The 20,343-nt window shown below is 62.1% G+C and carries 16 protein-coding genes and 1 tRNA gene; 1 reads left to right on the plus strand and 16 read right to left on the minus strand.

Features of this window, described 5'->3' with window-relative positions; genetic code table 11:
* The 16 genes from rplC to AOP77_RS03735 all read right to left on the minus strand — a co-directional run bounded on the left by rplC (position 1) and on the right by AOP77_RS03735 (position 18,540).
* Positions 1 to 660, minus strand: coding sequence for a 50S ribosomal protein L3 (gene rplC, locus AOP77_RS03660; protein WP_062209465.1), 660 nt, complete (start codon positions 658 to 660; stop codon positions 1 to 3).
* A 25-nt stretch (positions 661 to 685) separates the two neighbouring features.
* Entirely contained in the window at positions 686 to 994 is a 309-nt protein-coding gene (gene rpsJ / locus AOP77_RS03665; RefSeq protein ID WP_042213186.1) for a 30S ribosomal protein S10, read from the minus strand.
* Between the two features lie 297 nt (positions 995 to 1,291).
* Complete coding sequence (gene tuf, locus AOP77_RS03670; RefSeq protein ID WP_061963547.1) at positions 1,292 to 2,482, minus strand: elongation factor Tu; 1,191 nt, start codon at positions 2,480 to 2,482, stop codon at positions 1,292 to 1,294.
* A 130-nt stretch (positions 2,483 to 2,612) separates the two neighbouring features.
* Positions 2,613 to 4,715, minus strand: coding sequence for an elongation factor G (fusA, locus tag AOP77_RS03675; protein ID WP_062209468.1), 2,103 nt, complete (start codon positions 4,713 to 4,715; stop codon positions 2,613 to 2,615).
* A gap of 26 nt (positions 4,716 to 4,741) precedes the next feature.
* Positions 4,742 to 5,212 (minus strand): 30S ribosomal protein S7, encoded by a 471-nt coding sequence (gene rpsG / locus AOP77_RS03680; protein ID WP_061963543.1) that lies wholly within the window; start codon positions 5,210 to 5,212, stop codon positions 4,742 to 4,744.
* On the minus strand, positions 5,212 to 5,586 hold the full coding sequence (gene rpsL, locus AOP77_RS03685; RefSeq protein ID WP_061963541.1) for a 30S ribosomal protein S12: 375 nt from the start codon (positions 5,584 to 5,586) through the stop codon (positions 5,212 to 5,214). Before rpsL ends, rpsG begins: the two co-directional genes overlap by 1 nt.
* 207 nt (positions 5,587 to 5,793) lie before the next feature.
* Positions 5,794 to 9,669, minus strand: coding sequence for a DNA-directed RNA polymerase subunit beta' (locus tag AOP77_RS03690; protein ID WP_062209474.1), 3,876 nt, complete (start codon positions 9,667 to 9,669; stop codon positions 5,794 to 5,796).
* Positions 9,670 to 9,684: 15 nt separating this feature from the next.
* Complete coding sequence (gene rpoB, locus AOP77_RS03695; protein WP_062209477.1) at positions 9,685 to 13,164, minus strand: DNA-directed RNA polymerase subunit beta; 3,480 nt, start codon at positions 13,162 to 13,164, stop codon at positions 9,685 to 9,687.
* Positions 13,165 to 13,587: 423 nt separating this feature from the next.
* Positions 13,588 to 13,968, minus strand: coding sequence for a 50S ribosomal protein L7/L12 (gene rplL, locus AOP77_RS03700; protein WP_062209480.1), 381 nt, complete (start codon positions 13,966 to 13,968; stop codon positions 13,588 to 13,590).
* 54 nt (positions 13,969 to 14,022) lie between these two features.
* Positions 14,023 to 14,544: a 50S ribosomal protein L10 gene (rplJ, locus tag AOP77_RS03705; RefSeq protein ID WP_061963534.1), complete on the minus strand. Its 522-nt coding sequence runs from the start codon at positions 14,542 to 14,544 to the stop codon at positions 14,023 to 14,025.
* 446 nt (positions 14,545 to 14,990) lie between these two features.
* Complete coding sequence (gene rplA, locus AOP77_RS03710) at positions 14,991 to 15,689, minus strand: 50S ribosomal protein L1 (RefSeq protein ID WP_062209483.1); 699 nt, start codon at positions 15,687 to 15,689, stop codon at positions 14,991 to 14,993.
* 63 nt (positions 15,690 to 15,752) lie between these two features.
* Positions 15,753 to 16,184 carry a 50S ribosomal protein L11 gene (gene rplK / locus AOP77_RS03715; protein WP_062209487.1) on the minus strand — a complete coding sequence of 144 codons (432 nt, stop codon included), beginning with the start codon at positions 16,182 to 16,184 and terminating at the stop codon, positions 15,753 to 15,755.
* A 62-nt stretch (positions 16,185 to 16,246) separates the two neighbouring features.
* Positions 16,247 to 17,107, minus strand: coding sequence for a transcription termination/antitermination protein NusG (nusG, locus tag AOP77_RS03720; RefSeq protein ID WP_062209490.1), 861 nt, complete (start codon positions 17,105 to 17,107; stop codon positions 16,247 to 16,249).
* 30 nt (positions 17,108 to 17,137) lie between these two features.
* Positions 17,138 to 17,395 (minus strand): preprotein translocase subunit SecE, encoded by a 258-nt coding sequence (gene secE, locus AOP77_RS03725; protein ID WP_062209492.1) that lies wholly within the window; start codon positions 17,393 to 17,395, stop codon positions 17,138 to 17,140.
* A 66-nt stretch (positions 17,396 to 17,461) separates the two neighbouring features.
* Positions 17,462 to 17,534, minus strand: a tRNA-Trp gene (locus AOP77_RS03730).
* Between the two features lie 292 nt (positions 17,535 to 17,826).
* Entirely contained in the window at positions 17,827 to 18,540 is a 714-nt protein-coding gene (locus AOP77_RS03735; RefSeq protein ID WP_160300038.1) for an endonuclease domain-containing protein, read from the minus strand.
* Between the two features lie 566 nt (positions 18,541 to 19,106).
* On the opposite strand from AOP77_RS03735, the gene AOP77_RS03740 reads away from it, so the two are divergent.
* Positions 19,107 to 20,318, plus strand: a complete 1,212-nt coding sequence (locus tag AOP77_RS03740) for a pyridoxal phosphate-dependent aminotransferase (protein WP_174435917.1) — start codon at positions 19,107 to 19,109, stop codon at positions 20,316 to 20,318.
* The last annotated feature ends 25 nt before the right edge of the window (positions 20,319 to 20,343 follow it).

Here is a 20,343-nt window from a genome sequence, read left to right on the forward strand (position 1 = left end):
TTACGCGCCCTTCACTGCGGAGCGGATGAGTACGACGCCACCCTTGTTACCGGGAACGGCACCCTTGAGCAGCACCAGGCCACGCTCGAGGTCGACTGCCTGGACCTGCAGGTTCTGCACGGTCTTGCGGTCGTTACCCATGCGTCCGGCCATCTTCATGCCCTGGAACACACGCGACGGCGTCGAAGCGCCACCGATCGATCCGGCCTTGCGGTGGTTCTTGTGAGCACCGTGGGAGGCGCCTACGCCGTGGAATCCGTGACGCTTCATAACGCCGGCGGTTCCCTTTCCCTTGGAGGTGCCTGTTGCGTCGACGAGCTGGCCGACCTCGAACACATCGGCAGCAATTTCCTGTCCGAGCGTGTAGTCGGCGGCGTTCGCGGTGCGAACCTCGGCAACGTGGCGGCGAGGCGTAACGCCTGCCTTGTCGAAGTGGCCCTTCAGCGGCGCGGTCACGCGGCGAGGGTCAACTGCGCCGAAGGCGAGCTGAACGGCGCTGTAGCCGTCAGTCTCTGCGTTCCGCACCTGAGTCACAACGTTGGTGTCTACCTGGACGACCGTTACGGGAACAACTCGTCCCTCGGCGTCCCACACCTGCGTCATGCCCAGCTTCGTACCTAGCAGCGCAGTTACATTGCGCTGGGCATTGGAAGTAGTCATGTTGAGTGAAGTCCTTAACAGCTCGTTAGAGCTTGATCTCGATGTTGACGTCGGCCGGGAGATCGAGACGCATGAGCGAGTCGACTGCCTTGGGCGTCGGGTCCACGATGTCGATGAGGCGCTTGTGAGTGCGCATCTCGAAGTGCTCGCGGCTGTCCTTGTACTTGTGGGGCGAACGAATTACACAGAACACGTTCTTTTCGGTGGGCAGCGGGACGGGTCCCACCACTGAAGCACCGGCGCGCGTGACCGTTTCAACGATCTTGCGAGCTGAGGAGTCAATGACCTCGTGGTCGTAGCTCTTCAGCCGAATGCGGATCTTTTGTCCCGCCATGGCGTGGTTCTGCCTTTTCTCTCGTCAATCTGTGGTCATCACCACCGACCCCCGCGCTCGGGCGTGTCGCGCATTTGCTTCGCACGCGAGCTTTACCGATTGCTCGGCGAGTCGTTGGTGAGTGTGATGGCTGCCCGCAATGGGCAACCTGAATATTATGCCAGATTTTTGCCTGGCATACCAACCGTGGTTCCGTGACTCCCCTCACACCGAGGGTGGAACCTAGCGGCTAGCGTGCAGATGCGGGGCCCGGATGGTACCGGACCCCGCATCTGGGGAACGCTTGGGTTATGCGAACTACTTGATGATCTTGGTCACCGTGCCGGAGCCGACGGTACGGCCACCTTCACGGATTGCAAAGCCCTGTCCCTCTTCGATGGCGATGGGCTGAATCAGCGCAACGGTCATCTCAGTGGTGTCGCCAGGCATAACCATCTCGGTGCCCTCGGGCAGCGTGATGACGCCCGTGACGTCAGTCGTACGGATGTAGAACTGGGGACGGTAGTTCGTGTAGAACGGGTTGTGACGGCCGCCCTCGCTCTTGTCGAGGATGTACGCCTTGCCCTCGAAGTCGGTGTGGGGGGTGGTGCTGCCGGGGGCAACAACAACCTGTCCACGCTCGACGTCTTCGCGCTTGGTACCGCGGAGCAGGAGGCCACAGTTCTCGCCGGCCCACGCCTCGTCCATCTGCTTGTGGAACATCTCGATACCCGTGACCGTGGTCTTCTGGGTGTCCTTGATGCCGATGATGTCGACTTCGGAGTTGATCTTGAGCTTGCCGCGCTCGATCTTGCCGGTGACGACGGTTCCACGACCGGTGATCGTGAAGACGTCCTCGATAGGCATGAGGAACGGCTTGTCCATGTCGCGCTCGGGCTCGGGGACGTTCTCGTCCACCGCGTCCATAAGCTCGCCAACCTTGGCAGCCCAAGCCTCGTCGCCCTCAAGTGCCTTGAGTGCTGAGACCTGGATGACGGGTGCGTTGTCGCCATCGAAGCCCTGCGAGCTGAGCAGCTCGCGAACCTCGAACTCGACGAGCTCGAGGATTTCCTCGTCGTCAACCATGTCGGACTTGTTCAGTGCGACGAGCAGGTAAGGAACACCAACCTGCTTCGCGAGAAGAACGTGCTCACGCGTCTGGGCCATAGGACCATCCGTCGCGGCAACCACGAGGATTGCGCCATCCATCTGCGCAGCACCGGTGATCATGTTCTTGATGTAGTCAGCGTGGCCGGGGGCGTCTACGTGTGCGTAGTGACGCTTCTCGGTCTCGTACTCGATGTGCGCGATGTTGATCGTAATACCGCGCTCGCGCTCTTCAGGAGCCTTGTCGATGTCCTCGAAAGGCGTGAAGGGGTTGAGGTCCGGGTACTTATCGTGCAGGACCTTCGAGATGGCGGCGGTCAGCGTCGTCTTACCGTGGTCGACGTGACCGATGGTTCCGATGTTGACGTGCGGCTTGGTCCGCTCGAACTTGGCCTTACCCATTTGGGCTTCCTCCTGATTAGTTTTAGAGACTCGGGTAGTGAATCTTAACGTCTAGCGCTAGCCGTTGGCTATTGCGGGGCGTGCAGCTTCCCTACTGGTCGTTTGTTTATTTCTATTTCAACCGGTGGGACTACTCGCCCCGGGTCTTTGCAATGATCTCCTCGGCGACTGCCTTGGGGACCTCAGCGTAGCTGTCGAAAGTCATCGAGTACACCGCGCGACCCTGCGTCTTTGAACGCAGGTCCCCGACATAACCAAACATCTCTGACAGTGGCACGAGGGCATCAATCACCTTCACACCCGTAGCTTCCAACATCTGTCGGATCTGACCACGGCGTGAGTTGATGTCGCCGATTACCTCGCCCATGTACTCCTCGGGCGTGCGGACCTCGACGGCCATCACGGGCTCGAGGATCACAGGCTTGGCGCGCTTGACGCCTTCCTTGAACACCATCGAACCGGCAATCTTGAAGGCCATTTCCGACGAGTCGACGTCGTGGTAAGCGCCATCGAGCAGCGTGGCCTTCACTCCCACCATGGGGTAGCCGGCGAGGACGCCGAGCTCCATAGCGGACTGAATACCAGCATCGACCGACGGGATGTACTCGCGAGGAACGCGACCACCCGTGACGCCGTTGACGAACTCGTAAAGCTCGCCCTCTTCGGACTCGAGAGGCTCGAAACGGACCTGAACCTTTGCAAACTGTCCGGATCCACCCGTCTGCTTCTTGTGGGTGTAGTCGACCTTCTCCGCAATGCCCTTAATGGTCTCGCGATACGCGACCTGGGGCTTTCCGACGTTGGCGTCAACGTTGAACTCGCGACGCATGCGGTCAACCAGGATGTCTAGGTGCAGCTCGCCCATTCCGCCAATGACGGTCTGGCCCGTGTCCTCGTCCAGCTTCACGCGGAACGTGGGGTCTTCCTCGGCCAACTTCTGGATAGCGATCGACAGCTTTTCCTGGTCGGCCTTGGTCTTGGGCTCAATGGCGACGTCGATAACCGGCTCGGGGAAGGTCATGGACTCAAGAACCAGCGGGTTCGCCGGGTCGCACAGAGTGTCACCCGTCGTCGTGTTCTTCAGGCCGATGACTGCGTAGATGTGACCGGCAGAGATGGTCTCGACAGGCATTTCCTTGTTGGAGTGCATCTGGAAGAGCTTTCCGATGCGCTCCTTCTTGTCCTTGGTGGCGTTCAGGATAGGTGCGCCCGACTCGAGGTGACCCGAGTAAACGCGCACGTACGTGAGCTTGCCGAAGAACGGGTGCGAAACAACCTTGAAGGCCAACGCGGAGAAGGGCTCGGTTGCATCGGAGTGACGCTCGATGATCTTCTCTTCGTCACGCACGTCGCGACCCTCAATCGCACCCACGTCAAGCGGGTTCGGGAGGTAGTCGATGACTGCGTCGAGCATCGGCTGGACGCCCTTGTTCTTGAACGCGGAGCCACAGAGGATCGGGTACGCCTCGCCGGCAACCGTCAACTTGCGGATCGCAGCCTTGATCTCGGGAACCGTGATCTCGTCGCCGGCGAAGAAACGCTCCATGAGCGCATCGTCGGTCTCAGCGACAGCCTCGAGAAGCATGTTGCGGTACTCCGCAGCCTTCTCCTTGAGGTCCTCGGGGATCTCTTCAGTCTCGTATGCCTCACCGAGGTCGGTCTCGCCACGCCACACCTTGGCGTTCATCTCGACGAGGTCGACGATGCCGATGAAGTCGTTCTCAGCACCGATGGGAAGCTGAATGGGCAGCGGGATAGCCTTCAGGCGATCGATGATGGTCTGAACCGTGTAGTAGAAGTCCGCGCCCAGCTTGTCCATCTTGTTGACGAAGCAGATGCGAGGAACGTTGTACTTGTCGGCCTGACGCCACACGGTCTCGGACTGGGGCTCGACGCCCTCCTTGCCATCAAACACAGCGACAGCACCGTCGAGGACGCGGAGCGAACGCTCCACCTCGACCGTGAAGTCAACGTGTCCGGGGGTGTCGATGATGTTGATCTGGTTCTTCTCCCAGAAGCACGTCACAGCAGCGGACGTGATGGTGATGCCACGCTCCTGCTCCTGCTCCATCCAGTCAGTCGTCGACGCACCGTCGTGGGTTTCACCGATCTTGTAGTTCACGCCCGTGTAGTACAGGATGCGCTCGGTAGTAGTGGTCTTGCCGGCGTCGATGTGCGCCATGATGCCAATGTTGCGGACCTTCGTAAGGTCCGTAAGCACGTCCTGTGCCACGAGTGGTTCTCCCTAAACTTTTCTGACTACCAGCGGTAGTGAGCGAAGGCCTTGTTGGACTCCGCCATCTTGTGCATGTCCTCGCGACGCTTCACCGCGGCACCGAGGCCGTTGGACGCGTCGAGGATCTCGTTCATGAGGCGCTCGGTCATGGTCTTTTCACGACGCTGACGCGAGAAGTCGACCAACCAGCGCAGCGCGAGGGTGGTCTGACGCACGGGACGAACGTCCACGGGCACTTGGTAGGTCGCTCCACCAACGCGGCGAGACTTGACCTCGAGTGCGGGGCGGATGTTCTCGAGCGCACGCTTGAGGACAGTGACGGGGTCCTGGCCGGACTTTTCCTTCACGCCTTCGAGAGCGCCATAGACGATGGCCTCGGATACGGACTTCTTGCCGTCCAGCAGAATCTTGTTGATCAGCTGGGTGACGACAGGTGCGCCGTATACGGGGTCGTTGATGATCGGACGCTTAGGCGCCGGTCCCTTGCGAGGCATTACTTCTTCTCCTTCTTCGCGCCGTAACGGCTGCGAGCCTGCTTGCGGTCCTTGACACCCTGGGTGTCAAGCGAGCCGCGAACAATCTTGTAGCGAACACCGGGGAGGTCCTTCACACGACCGCCGCGCACGAGCACGATCGAGTGCTCCTGGAGGTTGTGACCCTCGCCGGGGATGTATGCGGTGACCTCGATACCGGTCGAGAGGCGCACACGTGCGACCTTACGCAGAGCCGAGTTCGGCTTCTTGGGCGTGGTCGTGTACACGCGGGTGCACACTCCGCGACGCTGGGGGCTCGACTTGAGAGCCGGGGTCTTGGTCTTGGTCACCTTGGGGTGGCGACCCTTCCTGACCAGCTGCTGAATCGTAGGCACTGCTTCTCCGTCTTTTAGTTCGTGTGAAAACTGGTGAAAATCTCATGTGTCATGTCCGACCCCCGCGCTCGGGCGTGTCGTTCATGATCGTGGCGCTCCGGTGAAGGCGCGCGCAAGGGGCCCGCCGACGCGGGCACGAGTATCTAAGATACCCGTCACCCGCGTCCGCGTCAAAGCGAAGTTACCAACGCTGGCCCTGACGTAGTGCTAGTCGCGAGGAATTTCGAACTCTTCGAGAGGAACGGCCTCGCCCGTACCCTCGCTGAAGAACTGTCCGTCCCACTCTTCGTAACCGAAGGTTGGGAACAGGTTGGACTTCGCCTCTTCGGTGGGCTCGACCGTCGCCGAGCGGTACTGGTGCAGACCGGTACCGGCGGGGATGAGCTTTCCGAGGATGACGTTTTCCTTGAGGCCGAGCAGCGGGTCCGACTTTCCGGACATCGCCGCCTCCGTGAGGACGCGGGTGGTCTCCTGGAAGGAGGCCGCCGACAGCCACGAGTCGGTCGCGAGAGACGCCTTGGTGATTCCCATGAGTTCGGGGCGGGCCGATGCCGGCTTTCCACCCTTCGTCACGGTTTCACGGTTGGAGTTCTCGAAGCGCGAACGCTCCGCGAGTTCACCGGGAAGCAGGGAGGTATCTCCAGCTTCAAGCACGGTCACGCGACGCAGCATCTGCCGCACGATGACCTCGATGTGCTTGTCGTGGATCTCCACACCCTGCGAGCGGTACACCTGCTGGACCTCGTCCACCAGGTGCTTCTGGGTGGCACGCGGTCCCAGGATGCGCAGCACGCTCTTGGGGTCTACGGCACCGGCGACAAGCTGCTGCCCCACCTCGACGTGCTCGCCGTCCTGCACCAGCAGGCGCGAACGCTTGGTGACGGGGTACTCGATGACCTCGTCGCCATTGTCCGGCGTGACGACCAGGCGGCGCGTGGCCTCAGAGTCGTCAACCTTGAGCTTTCCTGCAACCTCGGAGATCGGAGCCACACCCTTGGGGGTACGGGCCTCGAAGAGCTCCTGGACACGGGGAAGACCCTGCGTGATGTCGTCGGCCGATGCCACACCACCGGTGTGGAACGTACGCATCGTTAGCTGCGTGCCGGGCTCACCGATGGACTGTGCGGCAACAATACCGACGGCCTCACCGATGTCGACCAACTCACGCGTAGCGAGCGAGCGACCGTAGCACTTGGCACAGGTGCCAACAGCGGACTCACACGTGAGTACGGAGCGGACCTTGACCTCTTCCACGCCCGACTCGATTAGCGCGTCAATCAGGGCATCCCCGATGTCGTCGCCGGCCTTGCCGATCGTGGTGCCGGAGGCGTCCTGGACGTCCGTCGCGAGGTTGCGTGCGAAGACCGAGGTCTCCACGCGCTCGTGGAGCTGACGGTTGCCCGCTGCGTCCTCCTCGATGATCGGCATGACCAGACCGCGCTCGGTGCCACAGTTGTCCTCACGCACGATGACGTCCTGCGATACGTCCACCAGACGGCGGGTCAAGTAACCCGAGTCGGCGGTACGCAGGGCGGTGTCAGCGAGACCCTTACGGGCACCGTGAGTTGCGATGAAGTACTCGAGAACCGACAGGCCCTCGCGGTAGTTCGACTTGATCGGACGCGGGATGATCTCACCCTTGGGGTTTGCCACCAGTCCACGCATACCTGCGATCTGACGGACCTGCATCCAGTTACCACGAGCACCCGAACCCACCATGGTGTGAACGGTGTTGTACTCGGGGAAGGCTGCACGCATTTCCTTATCCACCTCGTTGGTGGCCTGCGTCCAGATCTCGATGAGCTCCTGACGACGCTCGTCGTCAGTGATCAGACCGGTGTCGTACTGGTCCTGCACCTTGGCTGCGAGGGTCTCGTAGCGGTCCAGGATGGCCTGCTTGCCCTTAGGCGTCACGACGTCCGAGATGGCGATCGTGACACCCGAGCGAGTGGCCCAGTAGAAGCCGGCAGCCTTGAGAGCGTCCAGCGATGCGGCAACCTCAACCTTGGGGTAACGCTCGGCCAGGTTGTTGACGATGTCGCCCAATACCTTCTTGTCAACGTTGCGGTTGACGTAGGGGTACGACACGGGAAGGAGCTCGTTGAAGAGCGCGCGTCCCAGCGTGGTCTTGAGCGTGAACGCGGAGCCGGCAATGCGGTCCTCGTCCAACGTCACGTCGGCCGGCGGCACGGTGGTTCCATCGACTCGCAGCGAGATCTCTGCGTTAAGCGCGATCGTGCCGGAGTCGAACGCCATCATGGCCTCGGAGGTCGACGAGAACGTCAGCCCCTCGCCAGTAACGCCCGGCTTGTGCAGCGACAGGTGGTAGAGACCAATGATCATGTCCTGTGAGGGCATGGTCACGGGGCGACCGTCTGACGGCTTCAGGATGTTGTTGCTCGAGAGCATCAGCACGCGTGCCTCGGCCTGCGCCTCGGCGGACAGCGGCAGGTGAACTGCCATCTGGTCACCGTCGAAGTCGGCGTTGAACGCGCCACAGACGAGCGGGTGCAGGTGGATGGCCTTGCCCTCCACCAGCTGAGGCTCGAATGCCTGGATACCCAAGCGGTGCAGCGTGGGTGCGCGGTTCAGCAACACGGGGTGCTCGGTGATGACCTCTTCGAGGACATCCCACACCTCGGAGCGCGAACGCTCCACCATGCGCTTGGCCGACTTGATGTTCTGTGCGTGGTTGAGCTCAACCAAGCGCTTCATCACGAACGGCTTGAATAGCTCGAGGGCCATCTGCTTAGGAAGGCCACACTGGTGCAGCTTGAGCTGCGGACCAACAACGATGACCGAACGGCCCGAGTAGTCCACGCGCTTACCGAGCAGGTTCTGACGGAAACGACCCTGCTTACCCTTAAGCATGTCCGAGATGGACTTGAGCGGACGGTTACCAGGACCGGTGACCGGACGACCGCGACGACCGTTGTCGAACAGTGCGTCGACTGCCTCCTGGAGCATGCGCTTCTCGTTGTTCACGATGATCTCGGGAGCACCGAGGTCAAGCAGACGCTTCAGACGGTTGTTGCGGTTGATCACACGGCGGTACAGGTCGTTGAGGTCGGACGTCGCGAAACGGCCACCGTCGAGCTGCACCATGGGGCGCAGGTCCGGCGGGATAACCGGGACAGCGTCCAGAACCATGCCCTCGGGCGAGTTCGTGGTCGTCAGGAACGCCATGACTACCTTGAGGCGCTTGAGTGCACGCGTCTTGCGCTGACCCTTGCCGTTGGCGATGATGTCGCGCAGCGACTCCGCCTCGGCCTCGAGGTCAAACGTCTGGAGGCGCTTCTGGATGGCCTGAGCGCCCATCGAACCCTTGAAGTACGAGCCGTAGCGACGCGAAAGCTCGCGGTACAACAGCTCGTCACCCTCGAGGTCCTGGACCTTCAGGCTCGTGAAGCGGTCGAACACTGCGTCGAGGCGATCGATCTCAGCGTCCGCGCGCTTGCGCAAGTTCGCCATCTCGCGCTCTGCGCCGTCCTTAACCTTGCGCTTGACGTCAGACTTGGCACCCTCGGCCTCGAGCTCGGCAATGTCCTTCTCGAGCTTCTCGGCGCGGGTGTTGATGTCGTTGTCGCGCTGGTTGGCGATCGCCTTCTTCTCAACCTCAATCTCGTTGCGGAGCTGAGGAAGGTCTTCGTGGCGACCGTCGACGTCGACTTCGGTGACCATGTAGGCAGCGAAGTAGATGACCTTTTCGAGGTCCTTGGGTGCGAGGTCAAGCAGGTAACCCAAGCGCGAGGGAACGCCCTTGAAGTACCAGATGTGGGTCACGGGAGCGGCAAGCTCGATGTGTCCCATGCGCTCACGACGCACCTTAGAGCGGGTGACCTCTACGCCACAACGCTCACAGATGATGCCGCGGTAGCGGACACGCTTGTACTTGCCACAGCCGCACTCCCAGTCGCGGGTCGGGCCGAAGATCTTCTCGCAGAAGAGTCCGTCCTTTTCCGGCTTCAGGGTGCGGTAGTTGATCGTCTCAGGCTTCTTGACTTCGCCGTGAGACCACGTGCGAATGTCCTCTGCAGAAGCGAGGCCGATGCGGAGGTCGCTGAATTCGTTTACGTCGAGCACAGTCAGTCCTCTTCCTTAAATCTCGTCGACGCTAGAAGCGTCGGGACGGCTGGACAGGGAGATACCGAGTGACTCGGCTGCTTGATACACGTCGTCTTCCGACTCGCGCATCTCGACGAGCTGGCCTTCAGCGTTGAGAACCTCAACGTTCAGGCAGAGCGACTGCATCTCCTTCATGAGCACGCGGAACGACTCCGGCAAGCCAGGCTCGGGGATGTTCTGTCCCTTCACGATGGCCTCGTAGACCTTCACGCGGCCGAGCACGTCATCCGACTTGATGGTGAGCAGCTCCTGCAGCGCGTAAGCGGCACCGTAGGCCTCAAGTGCCCACACTTCCATCTCACCAAAGCGCTGGCCACCGAACTGGGCCTTACCACCCAGAGGCTGCTGCGTGATCATCGAGTACGGACCCGTGGAACGGGCGTGGATCTTGTCGTCCACCAAGTGGTGGAGCTTCAAGATGTACTTGTAACCGACGGCGACGGGCTCCGGGAAGGGCTCTCCCGAACGGCCATCGAACAGTCGCGCCTTACCGTTTTCGTTGACCAGGCGGTCACCGTCACGGTTGGGGTTCACGACGGTGCGCAGGCCGCTGATGGTCTCTTCCTTCAAGCCGTCGAACACCGGGGTCGCCACGGGGCGTCCAGGCTCCGAAGTGGTCGCACCCTTAGGCAGCTGTGCGGTCCAGTCGCCCTTGGCGTCCGTCGCGTCCCAGCCGTTCTTGGCGAGCCAGCCGGTAGCGGTCTCGAGGACCTGACCGACGTTCATACGACCAGGAACACCCAGCGGGTTCAGGATCACGTCGACCGGGGTACCGTCCGCGAGGAACGGCATGTCCTCCACGGGCAGGATCGTCGAGATGACGCCCTTGTTACCGTGACGGCCGGCGAGCTTGTCGCCCTCCTGGATCTTGCGTCGCTGCGCGATGTAAACGCGAACCAGCTGGTTCACGCCTGCAGGCAGGTCGTCGCCGTCTTCCTCGGTAAAGACCCGGACGCCGATGACGGTTCCGGTCTCGCCGTGGGGCACCTTGAGTGAGGTGTCGCGGACTTCGCGGGCCTTCTCGCCGAAGATCGCGCGCAGGAGGCGCTCTTCCGGCGTGAGCTCGGTCTCACCCTTGGGCGTGACCTTGCCGACCAGCACGTCGCCGGCACGAACCTCGGCACCGATGCGGATGATGCCGCGCTCGTCGAGGTCAGCGAGGACCTCTTCGGACGCGTTCGGGATGTCGCGAGTGATCTCCTCCGGACCCAGCTTGGTGTCGCGGGCGTCAACCTCGTGCTCCTCGATGTGAATCGAGGAGAGGGTGTCGTCCTGCACAAGACGCTGCGAAAGGATGATCGCGTCTTCGTAGTTGTGGCCTTCCCAGCACATGAATGCAACAAGGAGGTTCTTACCCAAGGCGAGGTCACCCTCGTCCGTGGCCGGACCATCGGCGAGGACTGAGCCCTCGACGATCTTGTCGCCCTCGTCGACCAGCACGCGCTGGTTGTACGAGGTGCCCTGGTTGGAGCGCTGGAACTTGGCGACGCGGTAGGAACCGGTCGTCGCATCGTCGTTCGCCACCGTGATCAGATCCGAGGAGACCTCAGTGACCACGCCGGGCTTGGTGGCGATGATGACGTCACCAGCGTCGATTGCTGCGCGACGCTCCATGCCGGTACCCACGAGCGGGGCCTCGGAACGGACCAGCGGCACAGCCTGACGCTGCATGTTGGCACCCATGAGTGCGCGGTTAGCGTCGTCGTGCTCGAGGAACGGAATCAGTGCGGTACCGACCGACACCATCTGGCGCGGGGAGACGTCGATGTAGTCAACGGCCTCGGGGGCCACCAACTCAACCTCGCCGCCCTTGGCGCGCACGAGGACGCGCTCGTCGGTGAAGCGACCGTCGTCGGCGAGCCCGGCGTTAGCCTGCGCGATAACGAACTGGTCCTCATCATCGGCCGTCAGGTAGTCGACCTTGTCCGTGACCTTGCCCTTGAGCACCTTGCGGTACGGGGTCTCGACGAATCCGAGCGGGTTGATGCGACCGAACGATGCGAGCGAGCCGATCAGGCCGATGTTCGGGCCTTCAGGGGTCTCGATGGGGCACATGCGGCCGTAGTGCGACGGGTGAACGTCTCGAACTTCCATGCCGGCGCGGTCGCGAGACAGACCACCCGGGCCCAGCGCGGACAGGCGACGCTTGTGCGTCAGACCGGCGAGAGGGTTGTTCTGGTCCATGAACTGCGAGAGCTGGCTGGTGCCAAAGAACTCGCGGATCGCAGCAACAACGGGACGCGTGTTGATCAGGGTCTGCGGCGTGATGGCCTCGACGTCCTGAGTCGTCATGCGCTCGCGCACCACGCGCTCCATACGGGACAGGCCTGTACGGATCTGGTTCTGGATGAGCTCACCAACCGCGCGGATGCGGCGGTTGCCGAAGTGGTCGATGTCGTCGGTCTCGACGCGCACGTCGCCGTTGGTGCCCGGCATGGTCGAGTGACCGGCGTGGGCGGCAGCGATGTACTTCACGGTGGCGACGATGTCGTCAACGTTCAGGACCGAATCGTTCAGAGCCTTGTCGACGCCGAGCTTCTTGTTCAGCTTGTAGCGGCCAACCTTCGCGAGGTCGTAGCGCTTGGAGTTGAAGTAGAAGTTGTCGAGCAGGTTCTGACCGGCCTCAACCGTGGGCGGCTCGCCCGGGCGCAGCTTGCGGTACAGGTCGACGAGGGCTTCCTCGTGCGTGTGGACGGTGTCCTTGGCGAGGGTCTCGAGTACAGCGGGGTACTCCTTGAACTCGCGCTCGATGTCCTCGTCGGAAAGGCCGAGGGCCTTGAGGAACAGCGTCACGGACTGCTTACGCTTGCGGTCAACGCGCACGCCCACGGCGTCGCGCTTGTCGATCTCAAACTCGAGCCAGGCTCCACGCGACGGGATCATCTTCGCAGTGAAGATGTCCTTGTCGGAGGTCTTGTCCGGCGTGCGCTCGAAGTACACACCAGGCGAACGGACCAGCTGCGACACGACGACGCGCTCGGTGCCGTTGACGATGAAGGTACCGCGCGGCGACATCAGCGGGAAGTCGCCCATGAACACCGTCTGCGACTTGATCTCGCCCGTGGTGTTGTTCATGAACTCAGCGGTCACGAACAGCTGCGCGGAGAAGGTGAAGTCCTTCTCTTTGCACTCGTCAGGCGTGTGACGAGGCTCTTCGAAGTAGGGGTCGGAGAACGACAGGGACATGGTCTGTCCGAAGTCCTCGATCGGGGAGATCTCCTCGAAGATCTCCTGGAGGCCGGCAGTCAACGGAACGTCGTTGCGGCCTTCCTCCTTGGCTGCGTCAACGCGCGCAGTCCAAGCGGCGTTTCCAAGAAGCCAGTCGAAACTCTCAGTCTGTAGACCGATGAGGTTCGGAACCTCAAGCGGCTCAGCGATCTGAGCGAATGAGACTCGTCGTGATGCGGAGCGGTTAGCGATGGCCGAAGCCGTGGGGGTGCGCAAGGCAGCCAAGGGTGGGTCCTTCCCTTTTTAATTCGAGCAGGTCACGTGTCAAAAGCCACAGTTCCACCGGATCCTGGGGCGAAACCACTTTCGAGCGGACGCACACCAGGTAGGCATTTGAGGGCAGGGCAATAGACAGCGCAACTACCCAGAGTAGTGCCGAATCGCGAGATTGTCCACCCAAAATCCAGAGTCGTCAACAGTGACGCGCGTGTCGGTGGATGACAGGGGCCAAATCGCAACCCACTTGTGGGGCGTAAGCCCTGCTCCCACACCCCCGCCGACGGCTCCTGCGCTTACATCTGGGCAGTTCTCGAGCCGAATCTAAGTCCAGATGTAAGCGCAGGGGGCAAACAAAACCCGTGGGGAACGGCAAAAGCCGGGCCGATGCTTGCGCATCGACCCGGCCTTCGCGTGAGCGAGAAGTCGAAACTACTTGAGCTCGACCTTGGCGCCAGCGGCCTCGAGGACCTCCTTGGCCTTCTCAGCGTCTTCCTTCTTTGCGCCCTCAAGGACAGCCTTGGGTGCACCGTCAACGAGTGCCTTCGCCTCACCGAGACCGAGGCTCGTGAGTGCGCGCACCTCCTTGATGACCTGGATCTTCTTGTCGCCGACCTCGGCAAGGATGACGTCGAACTCCGACTTCTCCTCAACCTCTTCAGCGGCAGCGGCAGCAGGAGCGGCAGCAGCGGCAACGGGGGCAGCAGCGGAAACCTCGAAGGTCTCCTCGAACGCCTTGACGAACTCCGAGAGCTCGATGAGGGTCAGTTCCTTGAAAGCATCGATCAGCTGATCGGTGGTGAGCTTAGCCATGGTGGCTTCCTTCCTAAATCTGCGTAAGCAGGGGTTGTTTGGGGGGTGCAGCCGTTAGGCTGCGTCTTCCTGCTTCGCACGCAGGGCTTCGACGCCTCGCGCTGCCTGAGCAAGCGGGGCCTGGAAAAGATATGCAGCTCCGAACAGCGACGCCTTGAGGACGCCTGCCGTCTTTGCAAGCAGTACTTCACGGGACTCGAGGTCTGCGAGCTTGTTGATCTCGTCAGCAGACAGCACGGCACCATCAAGAACGCCGCCCTTGAGGACGAGCGCCTTGTTGTCCTTGCTGAACTCCTTCAGACTCTTTGCAGCCTCCACCGGGTCACCGGTGACGAATGCAATGGCCGTGGGACCAACGAAAAGGTCGTCAAGACCTTCTACGCCGGCATCCTTAGCCGCGAGCGCCGCGAGAGTGTTCTTCGCAACCTTGAAGGTTGCTGCGCCGCGGAGCTTGGTACGCAGCTCAGCGAGCTGGGGTACCGAGAGACCGCGGTACTCGGTGATTACGACAGCGTCGGAGTCACGGAACTGATCCGCGAGGTCCTTTACTGCCGCCACCTTGTCTGGCGTCGCCATGGTTGTCCTTCCGTTGATGCGACCGCAGGTATCCCGCTCCGACCAACAAAAAAGCCCCGCACAGGGCGGGGCACATGGGCGCATCAGACTAGTCCGACAAACCTGTACTCGCTCTGCGCTGGCTTCCACTGCTGCGGAACTTCGTGTCGGTTGGTCACCTTGCGGCTCCCGCCCCGACGACCGGCGGTCTTTGGGCGTAGGCGATCTTACGTGTCCTGGGCCCCCAGCGCAAATTCCCGGCCGTGGTCTCCAACCAGCCGATGCATCGGCCGCTTGTCCTTGAAAGCATCGGCCGATGCTAGGGAGACAAAGAAGGGCCGGCTCCCCTGAGGGGAACCGGCCCGGGTGACGCGCGCGCTGGGGGGTAAAAGGCGCGCGAGCCACGTGCTCTCTGCGCTCAGCCTGGGATCGCCGGGCGTCGCACGAGTGCGTTTCTTAGTGCAGCTCTACTCTGCTGCCTTGGCCAGCGGATCCACGAGGATGCCGGGGCCGGTGGTCGCGGAGATCGCGGCCTTGACGATGTACTTGCCCTTGGAAGCGGAAGGCTTCACGCGAACGATTTCGTCCACGATCGTCTTGTAGTTCTCGAGCAGCTTCTCGTCGCCGAACGACGCCTTGCCGACCACGGTGTGGAGGTTGGCGTGCTTGTCGACGCGGAACTCGATCTTTCCGCCCTTGATATCGGACACGGCCTTGGCCACGTCCATCGTCACGGTGCCGGTCTTGGGGTTAGGCATGAGGCCACGGGGACCCAGGACCTTACCCAAACGACCAACCTTGCCCATCAGGTCGGGGGTGGCAACAACGGAGTCGAAGTCCTGACGACCGTTCTGCACCTCCTCGATGAGCTCGTCGCCACCGACAATGTCAGCGCCGGCCGCGCGGGCGGCGTCAGCCTTGTCACCGTTGGCAAAGACCAGGACCCGAGCGGTCTTACCGGTGCCGTGCGGAAGGATGACGGTGGAGCGGACCGACTGGTCCGCGTGACGAGGGTCAACGCCCAACTTGAAAACCGCGTCGATAGTCGAGTCGGTGTTCTTGGAGGACGTCTTCTGAGCGAGACGGAGTGCCTCGATCGGCGTGTAGAGCTGGTTACGGTCGACGAGCTGGGCTGCGTCGTTGTAAGCCTTTGAGCGCTTAGTCATCTGCTGATGTTTCCTTTGCAGTCGTGGTGGCGGGCCAGCGCGGCCCTCCCACTTGGGGTGGAACTACTTAACGGTGATACCCATGGAGCGGGCGGTGCCGGCGATGATCTTCGACGCAGCGTCGAGGTCGTTCGCGTTGAGGTCTTCCATCTTCGTCGTAGCGATCTCGCGGACCTGTGCCTCGGTGATCGAGCCAACCTTGTCCGTGTGCGGAACGCCAGAACCCTTTGCAACGCCAGCTGCCTTCTTGATGAGCTCGGCTGCAGGAGGGGTCTTGGTGATGAAAGTGAACGAGCGGTCTTCGTAGACCGTGATCTCGACGGGAACCACATTGCCACGCTGCGACTCAGTCGCGGCGTTGTAGGCCTTGCAGAACTCCATGATGTTCACACCGTGCTGACCGAGGGCGGGGCCCACGGGCGGTGCTGGGTTTGCGGCGCCAGCCTGGATCTGAAGCTTAATCAGACCAGCGACCTTCTTCTTGGGGGGTGCCATGTTTGGGTCCTTCTATTGCTCGTGGCGGATGGTGACCGCCGTGGTGTTGTCCTGCCAGGAACCTAGATCTTCTGGACCTGGTTGAACGACAGTTCGACCGGAGTTTCCCGGCCGAAGATGGATACGAGGACGTGAAGCTTCTGGCTCTCAACGTTGATCTCGGAAATAGTGCCGGGGAGCGTGGCGAACGGTCCGTCAATGACGGTGATTGCCTCGTCGACAACGAAGTCGACCTCCACGGGGGTGGCCTTCGATGACTGCTCGTCCTCGACGGCTGCGGCGGTCTCTGGGGTCACCAGCATCGAGTAGACCTCGTCAATGGTGAGCGGGACCGGCTGGTGGGCGTGGCCGACAAAGCCGGTGACGCCAGGCGTGTTTCGAACGGTGCCCCAGGACTCGTCTCCCAGGTACATACGGACCAGGACGTAGCCGGGCATCCGCACGCGGGTGACGAGCTTGCGCTGGCCGTTCTTAATCTCAGCAACCTCTTCCATCGGGACCTCGACCTGGAAGATGTAGTCCTCCATGTTGAGGCTCGCAATGCGGTGCTCGATTGCCTGCTTCACGCGCTTCTCGTGACCGGAGTAGCTGTGCACTACGTACCAGTCACCCTCGCGCATGCGCAGTTCCATCTTGAACTCTGCGGCCGGGTCAGAGACGGGCTCTGCCAAATCTTGGTCAGCCTCGTCTGCCTCTTCGATGACTGCTGCAACCTCGGCGGGGTCAACCGCGTCGTCGCCGGGAACGGTGTCGTCGTCGCCCTCAATCACGGCATCGGCCGGAGCGTCGGCGAAGCCAGCCTCGTCAACAGGAACCTGTGCGGGCTCTTCCGCGGCGGCAGTCGCCTCGGTGAGGGCTGCGTCGACGTCATCGACCAAGGCTTCTGCCTTGTTCAGCGCGTCGTCTATCTTGTCGTCACTCATCGGTGCACCACTTCCTTTACTCGACGGCGCTTAGCCGCCGAAAACCTTCTGCGAGAGCCAGCCGAATGCCACATCGAGCACGAAGACCAGAATCATCATGACCGCGACGAAGCCAACGACCACCCAGATGTAGCGGATCAGCTCTTCACGCGTGGGCGTGACGACACGGCGCAGTTCGGAGATCACCTGACGCACAAACAGCGCGATGCGGCCAAAGATTGAGCGGCCCTCTCGCTTTTCGTGGCGCGGGTCGTCCTCACCGGCGTCGGTCACGGCAGATTCACTCACCGAATAGTCCTTTGCTTTGGGGGAGACATGCTTACTTACACTCACGCGGTGAAACACCGCGCTCTGCAGGGCAGGCGGGACTCGAACCCACAACCGTCGGTTTTGGAGACCGATGCGCTACCAATTGCGCCACTGCCCTTCGGGAAAGGTTGTTTTCCCATGAGGCGACCGACATTCTTCGCAACTCGCGTTTTGGGCACAAGTCATCATGACGAATGTCAATCGCCGACTAGCAATGCTACGACCTTTCCGGCCGTAAAGCGAACTCGGGTTCGCGCCGCCGGTTGGGTCGCGCTCCCGGAGGTTCGAATGACGGCCCCGGCGGTGCTAGGCAACTCTCTACCCTATCGCGGCCGGAATGAGTGCGTTCAGTCGGTGGAGTGGCTGACTTGACCGTCTGAGCGCTTCTGGCGTGCATTCGGACGGACAACTCAGCGACTTGTACGGATAGGCGATACAGCGGTCAGGACTTCTCGCACCTCCGCGGCAATGTCGAGAGCTCCCGGGCCCATGACGTCCTGGTAGGTAAAACGCAGCACCTTGAAGCCCTTGCGCTCCAGTTTGCGATTCCGGTCACGATCGAGTTGAAAGGCGCGCGGGTTGTCGTGGTGTCTAGCGCCGTCGGTCTCAATCACCAGGACGCCCTCGACCAAGAGGTCGACCCTGCCCACTCCCTCGATGAAACACTGAGGCTGCACCGCGAAGCCCGCTGTCGATATGTCGAGACGGGTGAGGGTCTCGAGCGGAGACTCAGCCCGCGCATCGGCATTCGCTATCAGCCACGTGCGGCGTGCGCTGGGAAACCGCACAGCACTCGCAAGTTCGGTCACGCCAGATCCGCTGGACGTGCTGTCTCTGCCGGCCACGGCATCGGCGCTGGTTTTAAGGGTCCGGGACGGCGCAATGCTGCGCCATCCCACAATCTCCTCCATAGACATGAGGCCGTAATGCAAGGCTGAGTCGAGCGCCACGAGGTGCTCCCGTTCACTGAGACATGAACTTGCCACCGCAAGTGCTTGAGCCGCGGGCGCCGTACCCGCGGGGGTGCTGTCCCGACCGTAGTGCAGGTGGACACCCACTGTTGAGCGTTCGTGCAGCGTGAATCCTCGCGGTACTTCCAGGTGAATCCGTTGGGGGCGGCTCACGAGTGACACCCCCCCGTGCCACCAAGGCGCTCGTGCACGTGATCCGAGCAGCAAAAATTGTTGCAAGAAGGCGGGCGCGGTCAACGCCTGGCGCTGCATAGACGCCACGAGAGACACGGGTGAGGCCGCGATCCCGCACGGCTTCAGTCAGTTCGCGTCTTGTGTGACCTCGCTCCATCAGCTGCGTCGTGCGCGCCGCTCCCCCAAGACTGACGACTCGTTGCACAACATTCATCCCCCTACCGTCCCGTAGTACCGCGCCCTCCGCTCCCGAACACGCAAAGCTGTGGATAGCGGCGACGTGCAAGACGCCCGATGCTCCGAACAGTTACATACTTGGGTTGGCTTCTCCTTGGCGAAAGTCGTGCATTCAGACGGACAACTCGACGAGTTGGCCGTCTGGACGCGCCGAATGCGCATTCAGACGCTGAAGTGGGCCACTTGTCCGTCTGAACGCACAGGCCCGGGGCCGGTGAGCAGTGGCGGGACCGGTGAGCAGTGGCGGGACCGGTGAGCAGAGGCGGGACCGGGTGAGGGGCATCGGCCGGTGTGGAAGAATGAAAAACGTGACTTCCTCAGCCTCCCGCCGCGTCTCTGCCCGCCTCGGTGCCATCGCACCCTCAGCCACCCTCGCCGTTGACGCGAAGGCCAAAGCCCTCAAGGCCGCTGGCCGGCCCGTGATCGGCTTCGGAGCCGGCGAGCCCGACTTCCCTACGCCGCAGTTCATTGTGGACGCAGCGATCGAGGCCGCGAAGGACCCTAAGAACCACCGCTACACGCCGGCCTCGGGACTACCCGACCTACGTCAGGCCATCGCTGACAAGACCAAGCGCGACTCCGGCTACGAAATTGACCCCGCGTCGACGCTCGTGACCAACGGTGGCAAGCAGGCCGTCTTCCAGGCCTTCGCCGCGATCCTCGACCCGGGCGACGAGGTCATCCTGCCCGCGCCATATTGGACCACCTATCCCGAGGCCATCGCTCTCACGGGCGCGGCCACCGTCGAGGTGTTCGCCGGCGCCGACCAGGACTACCTCGTCACCGTCGACCAGCTCGAGGAAGCACGCACCGACGCGACCAAGGCGCTGCTGTTCTGCTCGCCGTCTAATCCCACTGGCGCCGTGTACACGGCTGAGCAGACCAAGGAGATTGGCGAGTGGGCTCTGGAGCACGGCATCTGGGTCATCACCGACGAGATCTACGAGCACCTCCTCTACGAGGACGCCGCGTTCACACCGATGCTGTCCGTAGTCCCGGACCTCGCCGACACCTGCATCGTCCTCAACGGAGTCGCCAAGACATACGCGATGACCGGCTGGCGCGTGGGCTGGATGGTCGGCCCCATGGACGTCATCAAGGCGGCCACCAACTTCCAGAGCCACCTCACCAGCAATGTCGCAAACGTCTCGCAACGGGCGGCCATCGCAGCGCTCAACGGCGGCCTCGACGAGGTGTACGAGATGCGTAAGGCATTCGACCGTCGCCGCCAGACCATGGTGTCGATGTTGCGCGAGATCGACGGGCTCGTCGTCCCGACGCCTAAGGGCGCCTTCTACGCCTACCCGTCCGTCGAGGGCCTGATCGGTCGCACCATCCGCGGGCGCAAGATCGAGTCCTCGATCGACCTTGCAGCCGTCATCCTCGAGGAGGCCGAGGTGGCCGTGGTTCCCGGGGAGGCCTTTGGCCCCAGCGGGTATGCGCGCCTGAGTTACGCCCTTGGTGACGACGACCTGACCGAGGGCGTCGGCCGTATCCAAAGCTTGCTCGCCGAGGGTTAAAGCCGTGGGAGTCATTCGCTAGACG

It is taken from the genome of Demequina oxidasica (assembly GCF_000975115.1).
GTDB lineage: Bacteria > Actinomycetota > Actinomycetes > Actinomycetales > Demequinaceae > Demequina > Demequina oxidasica.

Bases quoted from the DNA above. Each gene is read 5' to 3' on its own strand.
- rplA (WP_062209483.1), bottom strand. From the start codon at position 15,689: ATGACTAAGCGCTCAAAGGCTTACAACGACGCAGCCCAGCTCGTCGAC.
- rpsJ (WP_042213186.1), bottom strand. From the start codon at position 994: ATGGCGGGACAAAAGATCCGCATTCGGCTGAAGAGCTACGACCACGAG.
- rpsG (WP_061963543.1), bottom strand. From the start codon at position 5,212: ATGCCTCGCAAGGGACCGGCGCCTAAGCGTCCGATCATCAACGACCCC.
- rplC (WP_062209465.1), bottom strand. From the start codon at position 660: ATGACTACTTCCAATGCCCAGCGCAATGTAACTGCGCTGCTAGGTACG.
- nusG (WP_062209490.1), bottom strand. From the start codon at position 17,107: ATGAGTGACGACAAGATAGACGACGCGCTGAACAAGGCAGAAGCCTTG.
- rplL (WP_062209480.1), bottom strand. From the start codon at position 13,968: ATGGCTAAGCTCACCACCGATCAGCTGATCGATGCTTTCAAGGAACTG.
- rplK (WP_062209487.1), bottom strand. From the start codon at position 16,184: ATGGCACCCCCCAAGAAGAAGGTCGCTGGTCTGATTAAGCTTCAGATC.
- tuf (WP_061963547.1), bottom strand. From the start codon at position 2,482: ATGGGTAAGGCCAAGTTCGAGCGGACCAAGCCGCACGTCAACATCGGA.
- rplJ (WP_061963534.1), bottom strand. From the start codon at position 14,544: ATGGCGACGCCAGACAAGGTGGCGGCAGTAAAGGACCTCGCGGATCAG.